Source organism: Phaeodactylibacter sp., from assembly GCF_022763345.1.
Classification (GTDB): Bacteria; Bacteroidota; Bacteroidia; order Chitinophagales; family Saprospiraceae; genus Phaeodactylibacter.
Genome location: NZ_JALEGS010000040.1, coordinates 43,944 through 62,036, shown reverse-complemented (window position 1 = coordinate 62,036; position 18,093 = coordinate 43,944). Strand labels below are relative to the sequence as shown.

15 protein-coding genes are annotated in these 18,093 nt (G+C 51.9%); 8 read left to right on the top strand and 7 right to left on the bottom strand.

The annotated features are described in order from the left end of the window. Positions 1-1,308, top strand: a complete 1,308-nt coding sequence (locus tag MRY86_RS10940; RefSeq protein ID WP_293563534.1) for an iron chelate uptake ABC transporter family permease subunit — start codon at positions 1-3, stop codon at positions 1,306-1,308. After that, positions 1,305-2,207 carry a metal ABC transporter permease gene (locus MRY86_RS10935; protein ID WP_293563533.1) on the top strand — a complete coding sequence of 301 codons (903 nt, stop codon included), beginning with the start codon at positions 1,305-1,307 and terminating at the stop codon, positions 2,205-2,207. Before MRY86_RS10940 ends, MRY86_RS10935 begins: the two co-directional genes overlap by 4 nt. On the opposite strand, the gene MRY86_RS10930 is transcribed toward MRY86_RS10935, so the two are convergent. Then, positions 2,192-2,617: a hypothetical protein gene (locus MRY86_RS10930; RefSeq protein ID WP_293571447.1), complete on the bottom strand. Its 426-nt coding sequence runs from the start codon at positions 2,615-2,617 to the stop codon at positions 2,192-2,194. The genes MRY86_RS10935 and MRY86_RS10930 overlap by 16 nt on opposite strands. A 107-nt stretch (positions 2,618-2,724) precedes the next feature. Here MRY86_RS10930 and MRY86_RS10925 point away from each other — a divergent pair, with 107 nt between their 5' ends. Together MRY86_RS10925 and prmC are read left to right on the top strand one after the other, a co-directional pair. Continuing rightward, on the top strand, positions 2,725-4,578 hold the full coding sequence (locus MRY86_RS10925; protein ID WP_293567563.1) for a PAS domain-containing sensor histidine kinase: 1,854 nt from the start codon (positions 2,725-2,727) through the stop codon (positions 4,576-4,578). Beyond that, positions 4,575-5,417 (top strand): peptide chain release factor N(5)-glutamine methyltransferase, encoded by an 843-nt coding sequence (gene prmC, locus MRY86_RS10920; protein ID WP_293571445.1) that lies wholly within the window; start codon positions 4,575-4,577, stop codon positions 5,415-5,417. The genes MRY86_RS10925 and prmC overlap by 4 nt, the downstream gene beginning before the upstream one ends. Here prmC and mqnB read toward each other — a convergent pair. The 5 genes from mqnB to MRY86_RS10895 form a co-directional block, all read right to left on the bottom strand. Further along, positions 5,414-6,103: a futalosine hydrolase gene (gene mqnB, locus MRY86_RS10915; protein ID WP_293568738.1), complete on the bottom strand. Its 690-nt coding sequence runs from the start codon at positions 6,101-6,103 to the stop codon at positions 5,414-5,416. The two genes, prmC and mqnB, sit on opposite strands and share 4 nt — an antisense overlap. Positions 6,104-6,116: 13 nt before the next feature. Next, positions 6,117-6,926 carry a hypothetical protein gene (locus tag MRY86_RS10910; RefSeq protein WP_293568740.1) on the bottom strand — a complete coding sequence of 270 codons (810 nt, stop codon included), beginning with the start codon at positions 6,924-6,926 and terminating at the stop codon, positions 6,117-6,119. Between the two features lie 102 nt (positions 6,927-7,028). Continuing rightward, positions 7,029-8,135, bottom strand: a complete 1,107-nt coding sequence (locus MRY86_RS10905) for a hypothetical protein (RefSeq protein WP_293568742.1) — start codon at positions 8,133-8,135, stop codon at positions 7,029-7,031. Between the two features lie 92 nt (positions 8,136-8,227). Further along, positions 8,228-9,304 carry a redoxin family protein gene (locus MRY86_RS10900; RefSeq protein WP_293568744.1) on the bottom strand — a complete coding sequence of 359 codons (1,077 nt, stop codon included), beginning with the start codon at positions 9,302-9,304 and terminating at the stop codon, positions 8,228-8,230. A gap of 54 nt (positions 9,305-9,358) precedes the next feature. Beyond that, complete coding sequence (locus tag MRY86_RS10895) at positions 9,359-10,702, bottom strand: serine hydrolase domain-containing protein (protein ID WP_293568746.1); 1,344 nt, start codon at positions 10,700-10,702, stop codon at positions 9,359-9,361. Positions 10,703-10,902: 200 nt separating this feature from the next. Between MRY86_RS10895 and lipB the strand changes: the two genes are divergently transcribed. The 4 genes from lipB (at position 10,903) to MRY86_RS10875 (ending at position 15,325) form a co-directional block, all read left to right on the top strand. Further along, positions 10,903-11,649, top strand: a complete 747-nt coding sequence (gene lipB, locus MRY86_RS10890) for a lipoyl(octanoyl) transferase LipB (protein WP_293568748.1) — start codon at positions 10,903-10,905, stop codon at positions 11,647-11,649. 36 nt (positions 11,650-11,685) lie between these two features. Continuing rightward, positions 11,686-12,108, top strand: coding sequence for a hypothetical protein (locus tag MRY86_RS10885; protein ID WP_293571444.1), 423 nt, complete (start codon positions 11,686-11,688; stop codon positions 12,106-12,108). 4 nt (positions 12,109-12,112) lie between these two features. Beyond that, positions 12,113-12,649: an acyl-CoA thioesterase gene (locus tag MRY86_RS10880; protein WP_293567006.1), complete on the top strand. Its 537-nt coding sequence runs from the start codon at positions 12,113-12,115 to the stop codon at positions 12,647-12,649. A gap of 102 nt (positions 12,650-12,751) precedes the next feature. After that, positions 12,752-15,325 (top strand): T9SS type A sorting domain-containing protein, encoded by a 2,574-nt coding sequence (locus tag MRY86_RS10875; protein WP_293567005.1) that lies wholly within the window; start codon positions 12,752-12,754, stop codon positions 15,323-15,325. Positions 15,326-15,395: 70 nt separating this feature from the next. On the opposite strand, the gene MRY86_RS10870 is transcribed toward MRY86_RS10875, so the two are convergent. Continuing rightward, positions 15,396-18,080 carry an SDR family NAD(P)-dependent oxidoreductase gene (locus tag MRY86_RS10870; protein ID WP_293567004.1) on the bottom strand — a complete coding sequence of 895 codons (2,685 nt, stop codon included), beginning with the start codon at positions 18,078-18,080 and terminating at the stop codon, positions 15,396-15,398. Positions 18,081-18,093 lie beyond the last annotated feature (13 nt).

Here is an 18,093-nt window from a genome sequence, read left to right as displayed (position 1 = left end):
ATGAGCGATTTTTTCACCTTTTCTGACCCGAATGTGCGCCTGGTCACTGCCGGCACTATCCTGCTGGGTATGAGTGCGGCCATTGTAGGGACCTTCACCTTTTTGCGCAAGCGGGCGCTGGTGGGCGATGCTATTGCCCATGCTATTTTGCCGGGGGTATGCTTGTCGTTTATCATCACCGGAGACAAACACCCGGCTTATCTTCTGGTTGGTGCGGTTATTGCAGGCTGGCTATCCCTACTGGTGATGGACTACCTGTCTTCCAGGACAAAGTTGAGTATGGACACCGCAATAGGGGCGGTACTGAGTGTGTTTTTCGGAGCAGGCATTCTGCTGCTCACGTCCATACAGCATTCCGGCAGTGCCAATCAGGCAGGGCTGGACCAGTTTCTTTTTGGAAAGGCTGCTGCCATGACCCGTCAGGATATTTGGGTTTTCAGTGGGGTAGCGGTAGTGCTGCTAGGGTTGGTCCTGGCTTTTTTCCGTTCCTTCAAGCTCATCTCCTTTGATCCTGCTTTCGCCAAAAGTATCGGGCTTCCTGTGCGAAGGCTGGAGTTTTTGCTGTCCACAATTACCGTACTGGCTGTGGCCACCGGTATACAAGCAGTGGGTGTGGTATTGATGGCGGCACTGCTGATTACGCCGGCGGCAGCTGCTCGTTTTTGGACTGACCGGATTCAGGTGATGGTCCTGCTGGCTGCGGCTTTTGGATTGCTTTCAGGCCTGTTTGGTTCCTGGATTTCTTATACCGCGCCCTCTATGCCAACCGGCCCCTGGATTGTAGTGCTGCTTTCCCTGATTGCCGTAGTTTCCGTGGTGGTGGCACCGCAGCGGGGGATTTGGGCCCGCCTGCGCCTGCAGCGTGGCAATGCCCGGAAAATCCGTCAGGAAAATATTTTAAAAGCTTTCTACGGGATTGGTGAAGCTGCAGATGCACCTGTTGCCACCGTGACTGTGGAGGCACTCCGGCAACAGCGTCCCTTTGAAGACCGGGCGCTGCAACTGGGGCTTAGGGAATTGGTTGCTAAGGGGCTATTGCACAAGCACGGGGCCAGTACTTACGCTCTTACGCCTACCGGGCTTCAGGAGAGCCGCCGGGTCGTCCGCCTCCACCGGTTGTGGGAATTATACCTTACCGAACGGATGAACTACGCTGCCGACCATGTACACAATACCGCAGAGGCTATTGAGCATGTGATAACGCCTGAGGTGGAAGCTGCACTGCTCAGGGAGTTGGACCACCCCATCCTGGACCCGCACGATGCGGTCATTCCCTATCAGAACCCTCCAAAACCTTCTGACTCATGAATGCATTTTGGATTATTTTAACCGGTTCACTGGTTGCCACAAGCTGCGGGCTGCTGGGCACTTTCCTCATCCTCCGCAAAATGGCCATGGTGGGGGATGCGATTTCCCATGCGGTACTGCCCGGGATCGTGATAGCCTACCTGTTATCAGAATCCCGGGATGTATTGCCTATGCTGATCGGTGCAGCTGCACTGGGGGTACTTACGACTTTTATGATTGAATTCCTGTATCAAAAGGCCCGTTTGCAGATAGATGCATCTATTGGCATTACCTTCACCTGGCTGTTTGCCATGGGCATTATACTGATTTCGCTCTACGCCGGGCAGGTTGACCTTGATCAGGATTGTGTCCTTTACGGCGAAATTGCCTATGTGCCGCTTGACCTCTGGATAACGGAAAGCGGCCGCTCACTGGGCCCAAGGCCGGTCTGGATTCTGGGTGGAGTACTGCTGCTCATCCTGCTTTTGGTTACATTGGGTTACCGGGGGCTTAAGATTACGACTTTCAACCCAGAGTACGCTGCTGCTGTGGGGATTTCCACGGTATTTTGGCATTATCTCCTGATGAGTGCAGTTTCTGTCACAACTGTGGTCGCCTTTGAGTCGGTGGGCGCTATTTTAGTGGTCGCCTTTTTGATTGTACCTCCTGCAACCGCCTACTTGCTTACGGAAAAGCTGCACCACATGCTGTTGCTCACTGTCGGGCTCGGTCTACTCACTGCGGTAAGCGGATACTATCTCGCTGTCTGGATTGATGGGTCTGTAGCAGGGGCTATGGCCGTCACTTCAGGTGTTTTTCTGCTTTTGGCGGTGCTGTTTTCGCCCTCCACCGGCGTGCTTACCCAACGTTTTCGCCAACAGGCCCTCCCGGTATCCGCTGAAGGTTACAGAGACCGGTAAATGAGGTAAAGCACCAAAATCAATAATGGGAGCGCCGCCGTTGCAGCAGAGAGGTAGAAGAAATAGTTTGCCGCCTCTGTACTGCCGACAAAAGCCTCCTGCTGCTGAAACACAAAAGCCCAGTTACCCGCTAATCCATAGCTCAGTACCCCCCAGAGTAAGCTTAGTGTGAGGGCGGCCAGGGAGCCGATGTAAAAAACACCGATCCGGGGGTCCTTTTCCCTATTCTGCTTGTGGTATAAACCAAGCAATTGCGCGGACGGCAACGCAATCAGGGCTGCCCATGCTATCCAATTACCCGCAGGCAGGCCAAAAGGGCCAGGCCGATTCAGCACAGGGTGGCCTGAATATAATAGCAGGCCCGCAATCAGAACCAGCCCTCCAAGGGTGTAAGCAGCTGCCTTTTGCATCAAGTGAAGTTGTCTAAAATTAGAAAAAATCAATTATATTGCATTCGGATTTTGACGGATGAATATTGCCTCCGTTGTCCTCCTCTTTCCCGCAAATATGCACGAAAATGTTAGAACAGCAGATTTTAGTTGACGCTATCGCGGCAAAAGTATTGGAAAGCGACAGTATCTACATCGTCGCTACAGATCTGCAGGGAAAATATACTTACCTCAATAATTGGTTTTGCAAAAAATTTAATGTTGATCCGGTAAAGGCGATTGGTAAAGATTCCATGCATTCTATTGTCAGTGAGGACCAGGCCGCCTGTTTAGCAATGGTACAGGAATGCTTGTCCAATCCGGGCAAAAGCGTGATTGGCAAATTGCGCAAACCATCAGGTGCAGGTATGGATACGTTGGTTTCTTTCTGGGAATTTGTAGCCGTTGTAAACGAGGCCGGAGTGCCTGTTCAGGTGCTTTGCATTGGCTACGACCTGAGCCTTCACAAAAAGCTGCAAAAGGAAGTAGAATTCAAAAGCCGGCTGTTGGATACCATTGGGCAGGCAGCGGTGGCCTTTGATTTGGAAGGCAAGGTGACCTACTGGAACAAAGCTGCTGAAAGAATCTATGGTTACAGCCGGGAGGAAATACTCGGACAACAGATTGATATTACAGTACATGAGCAAAACCCGGATGATTTGGAAGCAGCCCGGACCGCAATAATGGCAGGCAAACAGTGGAGTGGTGAGCAAATCCATCAAGACAAATCAGGGCGCATATTCCCAGTTAAAATTATCGACAGCCCTATCATCAACGAAGATGGGCGAACCATAGGCGTCATTGCCACCGCTGAGAACATCTCTGAAGAAAAAGCGTATCAGGAAAGCGTAAAACGGCATAAAGAGCAGTTGGGCAAGCTGATGCAGAATGTACCTGGCGCAGTATTCCAAATGGAACTCACGCCAGAAGGCAAGTTGTATTTTCCGTACATCAGCCGGGAAGTCAATCGCCTGCATCACACGCTGACGCCGGAATTGCTCAGGATATCTGCAGAACCAGGGTTTGAGGCCATTCATGAAGATGATGTACACCGGATGAGGGCTGCAATTGCCAATGCTGTGAACGGCGACCTGAGCGAGCTGAATCTAGAATACCGGGTCAAATCTGCGGAGCCCGGGCAGCACCGATGGAACAGGCTGCGGGCACGCCCTGAACTCAAGGCGGATGGCGGGTTGGTCTGGTACGGAATTTTCGAGGACATCACAGAGCAAAAATCGGCTGCCGTAGAGCACCAGAAATTACTGCGTACAGCGACTAACCAAAACAAGCGGCTCAAAGATTTTTCCTTTATGGTGTCTCATAACATCCGGTCATCGGTGGCCAATATTATGGGGCTGTTGGAAATGGTCCGGTCGGAGCCCTCCAACGAGGAGTACCTCGATATGATGGGACTGACGGTGAACCGGCTCAATAACACCCTCTCCAACGTCAATGAGCTACTGAACTTTGAGCAGAGCCTTGATATGACCACCTGGGTACCGTGCAATCTGCTGGAGACCATCATCCGAGTCATTGAGCTCAATAACGAGAGTGTCTTCCGGGAAGGCATTCAGTTTTTGGTAGGAGTGCCCGATGACCTCTATGTGCAGTCTGTACCGGCCTATCTGGATAGTATATTTCACAATCTGGTTACCAATGCCATCAAATACGGCACCACCAAGCGCAAGAAGACCGTGGATATTATCGGGGTGCAGGAGGGGGATCGAATTGTAGTGCGGGTAAGAGATTATGGCATCGGTATTGACCTGGACCGCTACGGGGATAAAATTTTCAAACTGGGCGGGCGCCTGCATCAGGATAGCCGGGGGGAAGGCCTGGGGCTGTTTATGACCAAACAGCAGGTGGAAGCTCTTGGGGGGAGCATTGAAGTGCAAAGCGAGCCTGGGCTGGGCTCTACATTTATCCTTACCTTTGTGCAATGAAAATTGCCCATGCTTACCGGGGGCTTGTCCGTCAGATTACCGCCGTATACGATGAACGGGAGGCCCGCAATATCGCCCGTTTGGTTTTCGAGGATGCTTTCGGGGTCCGTAACCTGAACCGGGAAGATGAGCTGCCAACAGAGCAAGCGTCAAGACTTCAGGACATCGCGCAAAGACTAATCAATGGCGAACCCTGGCAATATATCCTTGGTCAGGCTGACTTTTACGGGCTGAAGTTTACGGTTACCTCCGATACGCTTATCCCAAGAGCGGAAACGGAAGAACTGGTTTATGAAATATTGCAGGACCATCCTGTGGGGTCCGGGCGTTCTGTTTTGGATATTGGTACCGGCACAGGCTGCATCCCACTTACCCTCAAGGAGCACCGTCCTAATTGGGCTGTTGCCGGGCTGGACGTCAGTCAGGGTGCCCTGGAGGTCGCCAGCCAAAATGCAGCCCAGTTGGGATCAGTTGTCCATTTTCTGCAGGCCGACATCCTTGACGAACAAAGCTGGCCCCGATTTCCTGTTTATGACCTCATCGTGAGCAATCCGCCATACATTCCGCCCTCAGAAGCCAGGCTGATGCCCAAACACGTGCTTGAGCACGAGCCTCATCTGGCGCTATTCACCGATACCGAAAACGCCCTTGTCTTTTACGAGGTTATTGCCCGGTTTGCGAAAGCTCATCTTTCCTCAGGGGGCATGCTCTACTACGAGCTCAATGAGTTCAATGGAGCTGAGGTGCTTAAAACTGTTGAAAGTCAGGGTTTTAAAATGGCTAGGCTCAAGCAAGACATGAGCGGTAAGCCCCGGATACTAAGGGCTGTGAAAGGCTAATAACTGTTGAACAGCGATTGCAACAGCTCGATAAGGGTTTTATTCAGTGCGGAAAGGGCTTCTTCCACTTTCCAGTTGTCCCGGTTGCGGGGCTCCACAAAGTTGGATACGGACCGGATTTCCAGAAATGGCACCTTTTCCATCAGGCAGGCGTAGAAGAATGCCGCGCCTTCCATCGACTCAATCTCCGCGTCCGGGTAGTTGTGCTTCAATTGCTCAATAGAAGCCGCTGACCCGTGCACCCGGTTAACGCTGATGCCGTGCGCCTGAGGCAGAAAGTCAAACCCTTGTGCGTGCTGATTGCGCAGTCTGCCCTGTTCATCAAAGGGAGCCTGCCCCTTTTCAATGAGCCCCATTTCATGGACGGAAGTAAAGCGCCCGTCCGCTTCTTCCACCCCCAGGTCCGCAAAACGCTCTGTCACCACCTGTACCACACTGCCCGGATCGAACTTAGCAGACAGCGAGCCTGCAATGCCGGCATTGATCACAAGGTTCCATTCCTCCAGTGCCAGCACCCGCCCTAAAGCATATCCGGTCAGGGGCAGGCCCACACCGGTAATCAAAAGCGCAACTTTGACATCTCCTTTTTGAAATTGATGCTCAGCCGTCTGTACGAATGCAGATTGTAAGTGGGCGCGGAGAGCTGCGATTTCAAAGGGCGTGGCAGAGACGATAAGTATATTCAAAGCAAAGCGTTTTTTAGAACTGATAATGAATGCCCCCGGCGGGCGAAAAACCCAGGATTTCGTGATAACCTGATGCTACATCAAACCAAAGCCGGTCTGCAATTTGGTACCCGATCCCTAGCGTCACGGTCGCCGGGTGCGTAGCAGCACCAAACCGCAGGTAAAAGGGGTCGGCAACCTGATATTCAATGCCGATTTTAGTGCGGACCGGATAGTCGATGTCTTTTTCTGCTTCCAGTAAAATGGATACCTGATCGGAGGGCGAATACCGTGCGCCAACACTGAGCACGGTAGGCAAAAAGGCCCCGTTGGCTTCCTCCACCCGCGCCGGGCTATTGATATGGGCGGCAAATTCCAGCTGTGGCAATGCCTGATATTGCAATCCTAGAGCGAAAGTCAGCGCCAGCCGGCTGCCGTATTCCTCAATTTGAGTATTCAGGGCTAAAAACTGCCCTCCGATGGAAAGGTTATCAGCCAAGGGCCGGGCATAGGCGAGTCCGATACGCTGCTCGTTATAGCCTTCAAATCCAAAGTGCTGAACGCCCAGCCCAAAAGTGCCGGCATTGGTAGGCAAAGCCACTGCAAAGGAATAAACGCCCAACTCTTCAAGGAGGAAGCGCTGCTCTCCAAAAGCAGCTACAGAGGTGCGGTCAAGGTTGGCGATACCGGCCGCATTACTGAATACCGCGTGTACATCATGGAAGGTCAGGCCCGTAAAGCCCATGCCAATGCCCCGGGCACCCGCCGGAGGAGGCGTGCCGTTTTGCCCAAAAAGCGAAGGTACAACCAGTAATGCAGCAAACAGGGTCAATAGGTATTTCATAGGGTTCTTTTCAGGCCCTAAAATTAAGATTTAAAACGGGAAAGCCGGTATAACCCCGAAAGGATATACCGGCTTTCCATAACTACAGAAAGGCGGCCTTTATTAATCTTGCCACTCTGCAAGGAACACATTGGTGTCGCGGGTGCCGCCATTATTGCGGTTGGAGGAGAAGACCAGGTATTTGCCATCGTAGGAAAACATCGGGAAGGCATCGAAGGTCTTGTCGAAAGTCACCTGCTTGAGCCCGGTGCCGTCCAGGTTGATGGAGAAGATATTGAACTGCCGGCCGCCTTCTACATGGTGATTGGTTGAGAACAACAACTTGTCACCGGAAGGGTGGAAATAAGGAGCCCAATTCGCGCCACCGAGATCGGTAATCTGCTGCATGCCGGAGCCATCCACATTGCAAACAAAAATTTCCATTTCAGTAGGCTGTACCACCCCCTGTGCCAGCAGAGCCTTATACGTTGCCTGGTCTTCTTCTGTTTTTGGACGAGAAGCCCGGAAGATGAGCTTGGTCCCATCGGGAGAGAAGAATGCACCGCCGTCGTAGCCCAGTTCATCCGTTACCTGTGTCAGTTCAGAACCATCGGTGTTCATGGTCCAAAGTTCCAGGTCGCCCGAGCGGGTGGAAGTGAAAACAATTTTGGAGCCATCCGGGCTCAGGGTCGCTTCAGCGTCATAGCCGGGATGATCCGTGAGCTGCTGCTTGATATTGCCCTCAAGGTCCGCCACAAAGATGTCATAACTTTCGTAAATCGGCCAAACGTACTTGCCATTTACAACTGGGGGGGTCTCCGGGCATGCATCTCCCCCAAGATGGGTAGAGGCATAGAGGATCGTGGTATCGCCCGGCATAAAGTAGGAACAGGTGGTTCGGCCCTTACCGGTGCTGAGCAGAGGGGGGCGTTCGCCGGTATAGCCGCTTATGGGCATGTAGAAGATTTGATCACAGGGAGCATCCCATGCTTCATTGGCCGCCTGAAAGACAAGCTTGGAGTTGTCAAAGCTAAAATAAGCCTCAGCGTTATCGCCGCCAAAGGTGAGTTGACGGAGGTTTTTCAGATTGGCTTCCTGCTCATAGCGCAGGGTATCAGCAGCCGGTGCATCTGTGTCTTCCTGAGTGGTTTGATCAGTGGACCCAGTATCGCCTCCGCATGCGGAAAGGAACATTAAGGCAGCGAGGAGCCCAAAGAGTTGGATTTTCATGCTTAATTTTTCCTGCAAAGATACTCGTCGGGCTGAATTCTCAAAATGCAACCTTCTCACCGCTGCGTCATCAAATGGTCATACTATCCTTTTCAATCCCTTGGGTTAGCGTCCAGGTTGAGGTCCCCGACTTTGATAGCTTTCCATTGCAGGGGCTGTAGGCTGCCCGGTGTGAGTACGGCCTGATTGAGGTTGCCGTTATATACTTCATCAAACGGGTCTTCCGGATTTTGAAAGTCATAATCTGCAGGTATCACGATCCAGGAAGGTTGTTCCCCAAAGTCGCTGTCAATGCTCAGGATCAGTTTTCGGATCCGGATTTGATCCAGGAGACTGACCCCTCCACTGCGGTTGGCATCTGCGGCGAGGAGGCGCTCGGGATCGGTAATGGGCTGCACGCCAAGGATATGCTGGCTCAGCAAGATCAGGTCAAGGGTGCTCACACCATTGGTCGGGTTGATATTCTTGGTGGCTTGAAGGGTGTAAGATTGCCCAGGCATGACCTGCAGGTTAAAGCTGTAGGAACCGGTACTATTGGTCTGCGCTACCATGGAGTCCAGCTCTACTATTTCCAGGGCCATGCCGGCTACGCCGTCATCTTGGGGGTCTACAGCACTCCCGTTATTCGCCAGGCTGACCAGCGGTCGCTGAGCACCTGTTGCCTCAATGGCCGCATCCACTTCCATAATGGTCGCGGATTGATTTGAGCCTCTGGGATCATAATCGACGGTGCCATCCGGAGCAATGACCACAAAGGTGGGAGTGCCCAGGAAAAAGCCGTAGGTGCCATTTTGGTAGGGAGCAGTGGCTGCCAGGCTACCGCCCGCCGGGCTTGCCCCAGGATAGGTGATGCCGTGGTTGGCTTTATAGTTATTGACCAGGTTGTCTGTGTCGTTGCTCAGTATACTCAAGCTAATGAAAACCACATCATTGTTGCCGCCGCCCCATTCCTGGTTAAGCTGTTCTGTAGAACTGGCGATGGCATTACAGGGCGGGCAGGAAGTGAAAAACAGTTTGAGCACCACCGTTTTCCCCTGATTGAGGTAATCCGCGTAGAGCTGATGGCTGTTTCCTTCGCTATCTGTGATGCTGAAATCCGGAGCAGGCTGCGCAAGGAGATTCAGGCAGCTGAGAAGAATAAGGCAGGGGGTAAGCAGATAGGTTCGCATATTATCAGTGGTTTTTATCAGATGATACAGTTGCTGTATTCAAAGCTGGGTAAATCATTTTTGCAGTTTTTGCCCCTCCATGATATTCCCATTGATGTTAATGATCATTTTGGAGCCTTCAAATTGTATACGAAGCTCGTTCGTATAAGTTAGCATCAGGGTACCTTCTTTTTCGGCCAGCAGTTCGTCGTTCAGGAACAATTTGCCTTCGAAAGCGTGCAACCGGATGACCGCTCGGTCCATGCCCAGGTGCCTGGTCAGTTGTTCCTGATCAAATTTATATTCGCCCATCCGCGCAGCGTAATCTCTGGGGTTGGCCAGCACATTTTCTGCCGGCGGGGCGGCTTCCGCTCCGATAAGGGTAAGATACAAGTCTCTGAGCAATTGAAGAATAGGCGTGTTGCCCCAATTAGAAGTAATACCGATATAATTGCCGGAATCCGGCATTCGAATGATGACACTCTTAGTGCCATAGCCGCTGCCTGCTGCAAAGTGGATTTTTTCCCCTCCGAATTTTTTAATACTCCAGGCATACCCTTCAAAGTCTGTTTCACCGCTTTGCACATGTGGCTGAAACAACAGCGCAGTATAAGTTTCCGGCAACAGCTTTTGGGCCTCGAGCCCAAGCACATACTTGTAAAGGTCTCCGGCAGTAGAGTAGAGCCCGCCCCCGGCATTATCCCCGAAGTGTTTGCTCCTCTGGGCAGTCTCAAGCCCGTTGGCAGAGAAGCGGTAAGGGACTGCCTGACGTGCCACAACATTCCTTCCCTGATAGCAGCCGGTGTTGGTTAGGCCGAGCGGCTCAATGATTTCCTGCTGTATGAAATCCCCATAGGGCCGGTTGCTTACTTTTTCCAGAATGGCACCAAGCAGGATTAGCCCGCAGTTCGAATATTCAAAACGCTTGCCCGGAGAAAAAAGCAGCGACTTGGTTTCCACCAGTTTAAGTTGTTCCATAAAGGAGAGCTCATCGCAGGCCTGAATACCTGACTCCCTGGGCAAACCTGAGGTGTGAGACAACAGGTGGTGCACAGTGACGGTATCTTTCCACGGGGCATTGAGCTCAGGCAGGTAGGCCTTGATGGGCACCTGCAGGTCAATTTTCTGGTCCCTGGCCAGCATTAGTATCGCAGTCGCTGTGAAGGTTTTGGAAATAGAGTTGATGGAAAACCGGGTTTGGGGCGTATTTTCAATACCGAAGCTTCGATTGGCCAGGCCATAGCTTTGTTCAAAGATCTCCTTGCCGCCCTGTACCACTTTAATATTGCCGGAAAAGCCAAATACAGACTGATACCCCTTGGCCATTTGATGGAGCTGCTGATGGAGATCGTTATCCTGACCATAGGCAATAGAAAGGGATAGGAAAAGAAAGATTGCGGTGATTTTCAAATGTGGCATAAGTGTCCTTTTACATTTTACAGGTGTCAGAGACTAAGCTTAAGATGAAAATAGCAATCGTTTCCCTGACGTACCCATGGGCAATTTAGGTTCAAAGATACCCACCTGCAGAGATGTAAAGGATTAAATATCAGAATAATGCCCTAAAAAACTTGATTTATACCCTAATCCCGTTACCTTTGCGGCACATTTTGAAAAGCATGCAGAAAGTTGTATTTCAAGACTTGGGACGCATCCGCTATCAGGAAGCGTGGGACCTACAGGAAGCGCGCTTGCAGGAAGTTGTCGGGCGCAAACTCCACAACCGGTCTCAGCGCAAAGCTGGTAAGGCGGAGATCCCACAGTCACACTATCTGCTGTTCTGCGAGCACTCCCCGGTTTACACCCTTGGCAAGAGCGGTTCTCTGGATCATCTTTTACTTTCGGAGGCTGACCTGGAAGCGCAGGGCTTTGAGTTTTTTAAGATCAACCGGGGTGGGGATATTACCTACCACGGGCCTGGTCAAATCGTGGGATATCCGATTTTTGACCTGGACGAATTCTTCACCGATATACACAAATACGTCCGCTACCTTGAAGAAGCCGTGATCCTTACCCTCGCCGCCTACGGTATTTTCGGTACGCGGGAGGAAGGGTATACCGGTGTCTGGCTTGAGGCCACCTCCCAAAAGCCTAAGCGGAAGATTTGTGCAATTGGTGTCCACCTCAAGCGGTGGGTGACGATGCATGGCTTTGCATTCAATGTCAATACCAACCTTAGCCACTTTGAGCACATCATACCCTGCGGCATAGCCGATGATGACAAAGCGGTCACTTCCATGGAAGCAGAGTTGGGGTACACCGTAGATATTGAAGAAGTCAAGACAAAATTAAAAACCACCTTTGCACAGTTATTTGAATACGAATACGCGGATGCCAACGTATCCAAGCAGCCCGCAGGGAAATAACCCCAGTTGCTGAATCCTATGAAATCCTATAACGGCATGACCGACCCAACTATGATGAAAGACATTCCTAAGCTGAAAGTGGAAGATGTAGCCATCGCTGTCGCGCCACGCGAGGCACAAACAACCGAAGAAGAACTCTGGGACAGTTACCTCATTAACCTGAAGGAGGAGCCGATCTCCAATGTGCTGATCAACAGCCGGGGCTACGGCGAACTTGATGGCGAGAAGATGAAGACCACAGTCCTACGCCATTTCTTTGAGGAAATTGGCCCACTACAGATCGTAAAGATTGAGCCTATTCAGGTAAAGCTCTTCGACCTGACTAACGAATACTGGATCAGCTTCACCCATCAGGGGCATATGTACGACAAGAAGTACGTCTTTGTCAAAGGCAGTATTCAGGAGAACAACTTCACCACGATCCCCTTCATCAACCTCAAAGGGGTAATGATCCGATAATAGCATGAGCGAACGCAAAGCCAAGCGGGTAAGCGAGTCCCGTACTGTAATGACGGAAATGGTTATGCCCAACGACACGAACCCTATGGGCAACCTGATGGGCGGCAACCTGCTGCGCTGGATGGATATTGTATCCGGCATTTGTGCGGGCAAGCATTGCGAAGCCCATGTCGTGACAGCCTCCGTAGACCATGTGTCTTTTCAAAAGCCCATCAAAGTTGGGGATGTAGTTACCCTGGAGGCTTCCGTCACACGGGCGTTTCGTTCCTCCGTGGAAGTCTATGTAGAGGTATTTGCCAACAATATCAAGGGCGGAGATGCCCGTCGCTGCAATCATGCCTACTATACCTTCGTCGGTCTTGATGATGACCACAAGCCCATACCGGTCCCGCCTGTGCTGGCCCTTACAGAGATTGAACAACAACGGTATGACAGTGCGCCCCGCCGCCGGGAAGTCCGCCTAATCCTAAGTGGCCGCATGAAGCCGGAGCAATCCACGGAAATCCGCTCTTTTTTTGACGATATGCCACGGCCACAATAAGCTGTATTCTGTCTGAATGATGCCAAATACCGCTTTTTCAGTTTAGGGCAACTAACTTTAACCGGCAGATGCTGTACCTTTCTTGTAACAACAATCTGCTGTATGAAAAACAGACTTCTTCTTGCCGTGCTATCCTTGTGCTTTTTGTGGGGATGCGGGCAAGATTATGACTCCAGTTTCTCCTCCTTTGACGCTAAGCACCAGCCGTCAGAAGACTTCTTCCTTAAGCGGTCCTATCCGGACGACCATTTCAACCTTAAAGGGTATGAAAAAGCCCTTTCCAAAGCCAGGGCAGCGCTGCAATTGCGGTCGGGGGCTTTTCCCGGCTTCGATCAGCCCTGGACGGTCAGAGGCCCTGGAAACCTTGGTGCCCGAATCAATACTATTGCTGTACACCCTCAGGATGATGCGACCATTTATATTGGCTTTTCCAGAGGAGGCGTTTGGAAGACCACCGATGACGGAGCTTCCTGGGCTCCCATTTTTGACGACCAACCTTTCCTGGCTATTGGAGATATCGAAATAGACCCCACCGATCCTGAGCGCGTATACGTAGCTACCGGCGATCCGAATATCAGTTCGCACCCTGGGATAGGGGACGGCCTTTACAGAAGCGAGGACGGCGGGCAAACCTGGGAAAAACTCGGGCTTCAGGCACAACGCATCCTACCCCGTATCCTGGTCCATCCTGACCAACCCGATATACTAACGGTGGCAGCCATGGGCCTCCCTTTTGAACGCAATACACAGCGTGGTATCTATCAATCTACAGACGGTGGGGCGAGTTGGGTGCAAACCTTGTTCATCAGTGATCAGGCGGGCGCCATTGATTTGGTGCGCCACCCCGCTAACCCGGAGGTGCTCTACGCCAGCGGCTGGGACCGGATCCGGAGCAATACCGAGAGCCTGGTCACCGGGCCAGGCGCTAAAGTGTTCCGGTCTATGGATGGCGGATTGACCTGGGAGATGCTCTCCGGAGGCCTTCCTATGGAACCTACCGGACGGGTGGGGCTGGCCGTCACACCTGCCGCGCCCGAAAATGTCTATGCCATGTACGTAGGGCCGAATAGCCAGTTGCAAGGCATTTACAAATCAGAAGACGAAGGAGAGTCCTGGAGCCTGATCACCGAAAACCTGGGGATGAATGGCTTGCCTACAGATGCCCTTGGAGGCTTTGGCTGGTACTTTGGCAAACTCCGGGTAAGCCCGGTTTCTGAAGACGATATCTTTCTGCTTGGCGTGGACCTGTGGCGGTCGCCGGATGGTGGCGCAAACTGGGCTATGGCATCCCCTCCCTGGTTTATCTACGAGGTCCATGCCGATAAGCACGACCTGGTGTTTGACAGTCAGGAAAATATTCTACTGGCTACCGATGGCGGGCTGTACCGTTCGGATTACAGCGCCTTTATCTGGGAAGACATGGAACGCATACCCACCAGCCAGTACTACCGGATAGCCTGGAACCCTCACCGCCCCAATTGGGTGTACGGGGGGGCTCAGGACAACGGAACGTCCGGCGGGCCCAATCTCGAATTCGAATGGCCCCGCATTTACGGTGGGGATGGCTTTCAGACGGCTTTCCGTCCGGATTTGCCGCAGGTGATTTACGCAGAGACTCAAAGAGGGAACATCGTGGGCTCTTCTGACGAAGGGCAGTCCTGGTTTAGTGCCACTGAAGGGATTATTCCGACCGATCGCCGGGACTGGGATATGCCTTACATCATCAGCCCTCACGATCCGGATGTGATGTACACCGGCACCTTCAGGGTTTACCAAAGTACGGCTGGTATTGTTCCGCAGTGGGCCCCAATCAGCGAAGATTTGACAGATGGATTGGTGCTCCACCCCCGCTATCATGCGATTACGAGCATTCAGGAATCGGCGTTAGTTGAAGGGAGATTGTATGTGGGGACAGTAGATGCCAATGTCTGGCGTTCTGACAACGCCGGTGGGCAGTGGACCAACATCAGCGCCGGGCTTCCGGAACGTTACGTGACAAGTGTGAAACCCTCCCCTGATTTCGAAGACTACGTTTATGCGGCTCATTCCGGTTACAAGGACAATGATTTTATCCCTCACTTGCACCGGAGCAAAGACGCCGGTCAAACCTGGGAAGATATTTCCGGAGACCTGCCCCCTTTAGCCGTTAATGACGTATACATTTTGCCGGGTCATCAGGATTCTATCCTTTTCGCAGGTACTGACGGAGGGGTATATGGCACTATGAATGCCGGTATGCAGTGGGAGAGACTTGGGTCCGATCTTCCCTTCGTACCAGTATACGACCTGGAGTACGACAGCATCAACAACCGTTTGCTGGTGGGGACATTTGCCCGGTCAATTCTTTCCTATCCGCTTGATTCCTTAATTGTTGAACAGGAAATGGAAGACACCACCGTGGTTCAGGTTAATGAACTGGAACTTCAATCTGCCGTGGAAGCTCATCCGAATCCGGCCACAGCCTTTGTCAACCTTTCTTTCTCAAATATTTATCCCAGGCGGGCCTATGAAATTGCCATTCTGAATGCTAACGGGCAGTTGGTTGAATTGACAAAAGGGCATCAGCAGGGCAGGGCTGTCCATCAAATTGACATTCAAAACTGGCCTGCGGGCTGGTACGTCGCAAAAGTAAAAATGCATCACCAAATCCATCAGGTCAAATTCCTGAAGCAATAGACTGAAACAGACAGGGCTTCGATGATGACCATCGAAGCCCTGCAACTCCTTCCCAATCATCTTCGCTGGGTTATTCCTCCTCTTCGTACCGGTCTCTTCCCGAACGATCGATGATGGTACTGCTGGCTTGCTGTGTACCCTGCAGGACCACATCAAGGATATTGACATGTGCCGGCTGAGTAACCATAAAGTAGATGGACGCTGCGACATCGTGGCTGGACAATGGTTTGAAGTCCTCATAAATCCGGGCCTTTTGCTCATCGCCATCGAATCGGACCAGGGCAAACTCGGTTTCTTCCACATGTGCCGGGCTCACCATGCCAACCCGCACCCCGTGTTTATGGAGGTCCATTCTCATGGCTTTGGTCAGGCCATCCACCCCAAATTTAGTAGCGTTGTAGACATTGCCATTTGGATAGGCCTCCTTGCCCGCTGTAGAGCAGATATTAATGATATGACCGCTGCCGCGCGCGACCATACCTGGAGCCACAAGACGCGTCATATACAGCAGCCCTTTGAGGTTCGTATCAATCATCTCCTCCCAGTGGCGGAATTCTCCTTCGTGCACTGGAGCCAGCCCTTTAGCTTTGCCAGCATTATTAACCAGGATGTCGACATCGGCCCAATGCCCGCTCAGTTGGTTGAGTGCGGCTTCGCACTCCTGTTCACTGCGCACATCAAAAGTCAAGGGCATTACTTCTGCTTCAAACTGCTCCGTAAGCTGTGAGCGGAAGAGGTCCAAACGCTCCCTGCGCCGCCCGGTGATAATCACGCGATAGCCTTTTTCTGCAAACAACGAAGCTGTTGCCATGCCGATACCAGAAGTCGCGCCGGTTATCAAAACAGTCTGATCGACCTTAGGGCGGGGTGGGGGCGGAGGCGTAGCCGGGCGGGCGGCAAGCTGCCCCTGTAAATTATTGACCGTTTCTTCTTTTTCCCTTAGTAACTGTTCGAGTTGAACGATACTGTCCTTGAGGGCTTCGATAGCACCAATGTTGACAACGCTTGAAGGAGTTGTAGAAGGTTGCTTTTGTTGTTCCTGTTGCTCCGCCTGAGCAGCGGCAATCGCGAAAGCTTCGTCATTTTCCGCAGTCTTCAGCTCCGGATTGATCTGAATCGCTTTCTGATAAGCATCTGCTGCCTTTCGGTATTCGCCAAGCTGATGGTAGACCAGTGCCATATCGTAGTACGCAAACGGATGGAAAGCATTGATTTTCAAGGTTTTTTTGAAATACTTCACTGCTTTTTCAGGCTTACCAAGCACTTCATTCAGGAGCAGTGCATATTGGTAGAGCGCATCGTAGTTGCTTCTGTCCTGCTTCGCCGCTTTTTTGAAGTATTTAGCAGCTTCGGCACGTTCTTCTTCAAAATGAGCAGCCGTGATCATGCCCAGTCGGTAGTACGCATTTGGATAATCTTCATCCACATCAAGCAGCATCAGGTAATGGTTGCGGGCAGAACTGAAATCGCCATCCAGCTCTTCCAGTTCTCCGAGCAAAAACAGCGCATCTGTATTTTCCGGGTCCAGCTCAATAACCGGCAGCAGCTCTTCACGAGCGGAATGGTAATCCTTGCGGGACCGGGCAAGCATCAACGCATAATGGTAGCGAAGGGCGGCGTTATCAGGTTGTGCCTCGATGGCATCAGCCATGGTTTGCAGCCCATCCTCTACCTGTCCGTTATTGAGGAGGCTCAGGGCACGCTCAATTCGGTCCTGGTCCTGTATTTCGGTTGAAGCTTCCTCTTCTTCCGGCTCGGTTTCTTCAGCAGCAGGCTCGAAGACTTCCTCATGTTCCTGATCGCCCGATTGCTGCCAGTACCCGGAGCCATCTTCCATATTTGCTTCTTCAGCCTCAGGTTCCTCCTCCTCTTCCTCAGGGCTGAAGCCAGTCTCTGTTTCGGGCGTAGGAGTGTCGGCTACCACATCTTCATCTTCCTGTTCATTGAATTCCGGCGCCTCAGTAGGCATATCCTCCACCGCTTCATCCATATCCGGGCTGACGTTGCTTTCGTTTTGCTCCGGGTAGAGTTTGTCTATGCCTGGTATATTGGCGATGATTTCGGGGTCTGGTTCCGGCGCTGCTTCGATTTCTACTTCACGGGCATCCGGTTCCGGGGCAGGCGTTTCCCGATGCGAAACAGGAGCACTAAAGGTGGTTTTGAAGGAGGCCCAACTGGCTTCGTCTTCTGTGAAGATGAAAAATTGCTGGTAGGCATTGGCTTTGAACTGGGGCAAGATCAGGTAGTTCATACTGCGCAGCAAACGGAGAAATTCACCCACTTCGCTGGATACCTCCCGCATCACTTTTAGATGCGAATTAAAGTGGTCTTCATCGAGCTCGCTCATCTGCCGCTTCTGCCGGCGCAGGTCGAGGTATTGGTCCTGCCAGTAATTGATGTACTGAATAATATCGCTTACCCGCTCAAAATCGGTATGCACCGCTTTTTTCTGCCCTGTCGCCGGATCTTCGGTGATGCCATCAATGATAATCGGCAGAATATCGTGCCGCTTTTCCTGCAATAGCTTCAGCCCCCGGCTCATGCATTGGGCCGACTTCAGGTAATTGTCGCTAATGAAAAGCAAGATGGGGTCTGACTGCCCGAGCAACTGATCAGTCAGGAAGTTGTTATCCGTCGACCGGTTGCAGGAATAATGGTGAAAAGTGTAAGGAGAGGCAGACAAGTGCTCCTGAACTTCTGCAACGGTAGATTCATTGTCAGCGCAGTAGGCCAGTGCAATACTATTCGTACTCATGATTGTTGATGAT